Source organism: Mangrovactinospora gilvigrisea, from assembly GCF_001879105.1.
Lineage (GTDB): Bacteria > Actinomycetota > Actinomycetes > Streptomycetales > Streptomycetaceae > Mangrovactinospora > Mangrovactinospora gilvigrisea.
Genome location: NZ_MLCF01000033.1, coordinates 1 through 6177 on the forward strand (window position 1 = coordinate 1; position 6177 = coordinate 6177).

General features: G+C 72.1%; 4 protein-coding genes and 1 pseudogene. All 5 read left to right on the plus strand.

From position 1 onward, the window contains the following. Window positions 1-1717, plus strand: a 1717-nt coding sequence (locus BIV57_RS08040) for an extracellular solute-binding protein (RefSeq protein ID WP_217651704.1), incomplete at its 5' end; no start/stop codon positions are given. Beyond that, complete coding sequence (locus BIV57_RS08045) at window positions 1714-3180, plus strand: M1 family metallopeptidase (RefSeq protein ID WP_071655988.1); 1467 nt, start codon at window positions 1714-1716, stop codon at window positions 3178-3180. The genes BIV57_RS08040 and BIV57_RS08045, both read left to right, overlap by 4 nt. Further along, window positions 3177-4376 carry a discoidin domain-containing protein gene (locus BIV57_RS08050; protein ID WP_071655989.1) on the plus strand — a complete coding sequence of 400 codons (1200 nt, stop codon included), beginning with the start codon at window positions 3177-3179 and terminating at the stop codon, window positions 4374-4376. The genes BIV57_RS08045 and BIV57_RS08050 overlap by 4 nt, the downstream gene beginning before the upstream one ends. Before the next feature lie 50 nt (window positions 4377-4426). Then, the gene (locus tag BIV57_RS08055) at window positions 4427-5725 is read left to right on the plus strand and encodes an alpha-L-fucosidase (protein ID WP_071655990.1); all 1299 of its coding nucleotides are present in this window, start codon (window positions 4427-4429) and stop codon (window positions 5723-5725) included. A 176-nt stretch (window positions 5726-5901) separates the two neighbouring features. Beyond that, window positions 5902-6177: pseudogene (locus BIV57_RS08060) on the plus strand (hypothetical protein); the annotation flags it as partial.

Consider the following 6177-nt stretch of genomic DNA (forward strand, 5'->3'; position numbering starts at 1 on the left):
CCCCTCAGCGAAGGGCCCCATCGCCATGACCGAGGCACCGCACGTCCTCTCCCGCCGCAGGCTGCTGCGGAACGCCGCGGCCTCTACCGCCGCGCTCGCCGTCGGCGGGCCGCTGCTGGCCGCCTGCGGCGGGGGCGGCGACTCCGGCACCGACAAGGTGCAGGCCGAGAGCGTCAAGCTGCCGGCCTTCGCCGCGGCCGGCACCGCGTCCCCCACGCTGCCCGGCGACACCCGCGGCCTCTCCCCGATGTTCGCGAGCTACCCGGCGAGCCCGGCCGCCTCCGTCGCCAAGCCGCCGCTCTCCGGCGACACCGTCACCGCGGCCGCCAACATCTTCGTCCAGATGCCGCCCGCCCGCGGCTCCAACCCGGCCTGGCAGGCGGTGGAGAAGGCGCTCGGCGGCACGGTGAACTGGACGATCATCCCGGCCTCCGACTACGACACCAAGTTCAACACCATGGTCGCGGGCGGCCAGCTGCCCGACATCTTCCAGCCCGGCGCGAAGATCGACGACCTGCCCGGGTTCCTCGCCTCCTCCTGCGCCGACCTGACCCCGCACCTCAGCGGCGAGAAGGTGAAGAAGTACCCCAACCTGGCCGGCATCCCCACCGCCGCCTGGCAGACCTGCACCTCCGCCGGGAAGATCTACGGCATCCCGGTGCCGCGCGGCATGAGCGGCGGCACCGGCTTCTACCGCCACGACCTGTTCGCCAAGGCCGGCGTCGCCGACGCCTCCGCGATCAAGGACACCGACCAGTTCCTCTCCCTGCTCAAGGAGTTGACCGCGCCGTCGGCGAAGCAGTGGGGCATGGTCACCTCCACCGGCACCGTCTACAACATGGAGATCTTCGCGCGGCTCTTCGGGACGCCCTTCAACTGGCGCGTCGACGCGGGCAGCGGGAAGTTCACCAAGGCGATGGAGACCCCGGAGTACCGGGAGGCCGTCGCCTACCTGGTGAAGCTCCGCAAGGCCGGGGTCTTCTACCCGGGCTCCGAGGGGTTCACCGGGCAGCAGCGTGACAACGCTTTCACGTCCGGCAAGGCGGCCATGCAGTACAACGGGCTGCCGGGCTTCTCCGGGCCGACCGGGGCGCGCGCCCTCACCAAGCAGTCGGTGCCCGCCGCCGACGTCCGGCCGTTCGTGCCGTTCGGCGCCAAGGCGGTCGACTTCCTCGACAACATCGCCTTCTCCACCACCTATCTGAAGAAGGCGGACGACGCCAAGGTGGAGAAGCTGCTCGGCGTCGCGAACTTCATGGCCGCGCCGTTCGGCAGCAAGGAGTACCAGCTCATCTACTTCGGCGTGGCCGGCACCGACTACAAGCCGGACGCCAAGGGCAACCCGATCCTCACCGCCAAGGGCACCAGCGACACCGCGGTGCCCTGGAAGTACCTCGCCGGGCCGTCGTACCCGATCTACGACCCCACCGACCCGGACGGGGCGCGGATGGTCTACGAGGCGCTCAAGTACTCGCTGCCCAAGGGGATCATGGACCCGACCACCGGCCTCTACTCGCCGACCGACGGCAAGAAGGGCCTCACCATCGGGCAGACCGTCACCGACGCCCTCACCGACATCGTCGCCGGGCGCCGGCCGATGGGCGACTACGACAAGATCGTGTCCACCTGGCGCTCCCAGGGCGGCGACCAGATCCGCAAGGAGTACCAGCAGGCCTACGCCCAGGCGCACGGCAAGGGCAAGGGGGCCGCCAAGTGACCGGCGGCCGGACCGCCGTCCGCGCCGCCGCGCTGCTGGTCGCGCTGGCGGCGGTCGGCGGCAGCGCGCTGCCGTCCGCGTCCGCCGCCGCGCCCGGGGCGCCGGTCGTCGGCGGCTACGGCGTCGGCGACCCGCTCTACCCCTACCTGGGCAACGGCGGCTACGCCGTCCGCCACTACGACGTCGACTTCGCCTACGACCCGGCCACCCGGGGCTTCACCGGCAGCAACACCGTCTCGGCCACCGCGACCGAGGCGCTGTCCGGCCTCAGCCTCGACATGGACGGCCAGGCGATCGCCTCCGTCACCGTGGACGGGGCCCCCGCGGGCTTCACCGTCTCGCGGGTGACCACCGGTCAGAAGCTGAACATCGTCCCGGCCCGGCCGATCGCCGCGCACCGCCGGTTCACCGTGAAGGTGGCCTTCTCCGGCAGCGGCAACGGCCCCTTCACCTCGCTCTCCGGCTGGTCCAAGCAGAGCGACGGCGGCTTCGTCTCGGCCGTCCAGGCCACCCGCGCCGACACCTTCCTGCCGGTCGACGACACCCCGTCGTCCAAGCCCACCTGGACCTTCCACCTCACCGCCCCGAACGGCTGGACGGCCTCCGCCAACGGCGACGCGCTCGGCCGCCGCCCCGCCGGGGACGACCGCACCACCTGGGACTTCGCCATGCGCTCGCCGATGCCCAGCGAGCTGATGGGCATCTCCGTCGAGCACCAGACGGAGATCGACGCGACCGGCCCGCACGGGCTGCGGCTGCGCTCCTACGTCCCCTCGGACCAGACCGCGCAGTACGCCCCGATCGTCGCGAAGACCTCGGACCAGATCGCCTGGCTGGAGCGGAAGCTGGACGCGCGCTTCCCGTTCGGCACCTACGGGGTGCAGATCGTCCGGGACGGCTACGCCGACGGCCTGGAGAACGCCACCCTGAGCCTCTTCGGCCCCAACTGGTTCGGCAGCGCGGCCACCTCGGAGTCGTACCAGAACGTCATGGTCCACGAGCTGACGCACCAGTGGTTCGGCGACTCCGTCACCCCGCACGACTGGCAGCAGGCCTGGCTCAACGAGGGCCCCGCGATGTTCTACCAGTACACCTGGGCCGAGGAGCACGGCGGCGCCAGCCTGGAGTCCGTCATGAAGGCCAAGTACCAGCAGCTCGACGCCGTCCGGAAGACCGACGGACCGCCTGGACGCCCCACCGGCCTCGGCGGCTTCAACATCTACGACGGCGCCGCCGTCGTCCTCTACGCGCTCCAGCAGCAGGTCGGCGACGCGGCCTTCGCCCGCATCATGCACAGCTGGGTCACCACCCACCGCAACGCCTGGGGCAGCTCCGACCTCTTCATCGACACCGCCGTCCGCAGCACCGGAGACTCCTCCCTCCGCCCCTTCCTGGAGGCCTGGCTCTTCAGCCCCGACAACCCCCCGATGCCCGGCCACCCGGATTGGAGCACCGCCCCGTGAGAACCCGACCGCGCCCCGCCACCCGCGCGCTGCTGGCGACCGCCCTCGCGGCGGGCGGCCTGCTCACCGCCGCCGCGGCGCCCGCGCACGCCGCCGGCTCCGCGCCCAACGGCTACTCCAACTACGCGTTCCCCTCCGGCACCCCGCTCACCAGCCTGCAGTCCAGCACCACGATCACCGCCGACCCCGGCCCGAACTCCCACGAGTACTGGGCCACCCAGTTCACCCTCGGCAACGGCCACACCGGCTACTACGGGTTCCAGACCAACGGCGACGGCCGGCGGATGTTCCTCTTCTCCATCTGGGGCGCCGCCTCCTCGCTCACCAGCCGCGACCAGGGCGCCTGGTGCGAGCAGGCCACCGAGGGCACCCCGTACGTCGGCTGCCGCATCCACTTCAACTGGCGGCAGGGCCTCACCTACGCCTTCGACATGCGGCCGGTCGGCGCCAAGGGGCTGCGCGTCACCGTCCGCGAGGTGCAGACCGGCAAGGTCTTCTCGCTCGGCACCATCCGGCCCGACGACGACCCGTCCGGCTGGACGGTCAAGCCGTCCAGCGTCGTCAACTGGTCGGAGTTCTACCAGCGCAACTCCTCGTCGGTGAACACCTCCTGCGACGACTTCTTCCACACCACCGTCCGGTTCGGCCTGCCCACCGCGAACGACGGGACGGTGCGCGCCGGACTGGCCGGCACCCGGGCGGAGTGCACCGGCAACTCGGTCGTCACCGCCGACGCCACCGGCACCACCCAGGACCTCGCGATCGGCTCCGCGCCGGACGGGGCCGTCGGGACGCATGTCGACGTCGCACTCAACCGTCCGATCTCGGCGAGCAGTTCGCTGGACGCCGACCATGCGCCCTGGCTCGCCGACGACTGGCGCTCCGGCTCCGACTGGAAGAGCGCGCCGTCCGCCGGCGACCAGTCCGTCACCGTCCGGCTGGACCCCCGGGACACCGTCCGCCGGCTGCGCGCCTGGTGGGGCCCGGACCAGCCCACCGTCCCCTACGACCTGCGGATCAGCAAGGACGGCGTGCACTGGAGCACCGTCGCGAGCGGCACCTCGGCCGCCGCCGCCGAGGACGAGCACGCCCTCGCCGGGCCGGTCCGGGCGCGCTGGCTGCGGCTGGTGATGCACGGCGACGGCGTCGCGCAGCGCGTCGACGATCTTGCCGAGCTCCAGGCGTTCACCCAATAACATCGGATGAATGATTGACCGGGGGTGGCGGTGCGGCGAGGATCGACCGCATGACGACGACAGCCGCAGGCCGCACCGACACCACCTGGTTCACCGAGGCCCGCTTCGGCCTCTTCGTGCACTGGGGCATCTACTCCGCCGCAGCCCGCCACGAGTGGGTGAAGAACCGCGAGCGCCTCACCGACGCGCAGTACCAGCGGTACTTCGACCACTTCGAACCCGACCTCTACGACCCGGAGGCCTGGGCCGAGGCCGCCCAGCGCGCCGGGATGCGCTACACCGTCCTCACCACCAAGCACCACGACGGCTTCTGCCTCTGGGACACCGAGCAGACCGACTACTCGGCCGTGCACGCCCCGCTCTGCGGGCGCGACCTGCTGCGCCCGTTCCTCGACGCGTTCCGCTCCCGCGGCCTGCGCACCGGGCTCTACCACTCGCTGATCGACTGGCACCATCCCGACTTCCCGGTCGACCTGATGCACCCGCAGCGCGACGACGAGGAGTTCATCGCCGCCACCAAGGGCCGGGACATGGCCAAGTACCGGGAGTACCTGCACGCCCAGGTCACCGAGCTGCTCACCCGGTACGGCGACATCTCCACCATGTGGTTCGACTTCTCCTACCCCGGCCGCGGCTTCAACGCCAAGGGCCGGGACGACTGGGGCTCCGCCGAACTCGCCGCGCTGGTGCGCCGGCTGCAGCCCGGCATCCTCATCAACAACCGCCTCGACCTGCTGGAGGAGGCCGACTTCATCACCCCCGAGCAGGTCCAGCCGGTCAGCGCCGCCTCCGGCGCACGGGGCACCCAGCTCCCCTGGGAGGCCTGCCAGACGCTCAACGGCAGCTGGGGCTACGACCGTGACAACCTCGACTGGAAGCCGTCCGAGCTGCTGGTCCGGATGCTCGTCGACACGGTCTCCAAGAACGGCAACCTGCTGCTGAACGTCGGGCCCACCGGCCGCGGCGAGTTCGACCCGCGGGCGCTCACCCGGCTGCGGGAGATCGGCGACTGGATGCGGGTGCACGAGCGCTCGGTGATCGGCGCCGGCGAGGCCGCCGGCCTCACCGCCCCCACCGGCTGCCGCTACACCCGCCGCGGCAACCGCCTCTACCTGCACCTGATGGACTGGCCGATGCGCCACGTCCACCTGGAGGGCCTCGCCGGGAAGGTCGCCTACGCGCAGTTCCTGCACGACGCCTCCGAGGTGAAGATGCTGGAGCCGGCGCCGGAGTGGGAGACCAACGTCAGCATCCACGGCATCCCCTCCAGCTCGCAGACGCTCGAGCTGCCGATCCAGCGGCCGGACGTCGCCGTGCCGGTGATCGAGCTGTTCCTCAAGGAGGGCTGAGGAGGAGGCGGGACGCCAGGGGCGGGGCGCAGAGCCTAGCCCACCACGGGCCCGTGGGGCGGGATTCGGGGGAATCCGCCCATCGGACGTCGTCGGATGACACGCTGTGCTTGAGCGGAAGCGCGCGGTAGCGGAAGCGGTCCGACGGGGTCTTCCGGGCCCGAGAAGGAGAGCCGATGGCTGGCACGGTGACGGACGAGGCGGGGGCACCGGCGACGGGGGAGGGCGCGACGCGGCGGCGCGCGCTCGGCCCCGGGCCGGTGGAGTCGGCGGAGCCGGCGGAGGCCGCGGCGGCGCAGGACGGCGGCCCGGGGGACGCCGCATCGGGGGGCGCATCGGGGGGCACCGCTTCGGGAGAGGCGGCTCCGGGCACCGGCCGTCCGCAGGGCCGGGGCCCGGAGACGGCTCCCGAGGCGGTCCCCGAGGCCGCCCCGCCCCCGCCGATACGGATG

Excerpts from the sequence above, each read along its gene's own strand:
- BIV57_RS08055 (WP_071655990.1), top strand. The coding sequence starts at position 4,427 with ATGACGACGACAGCCGCAGGCCGCACCGACACCACCTGGTTCACCGAG.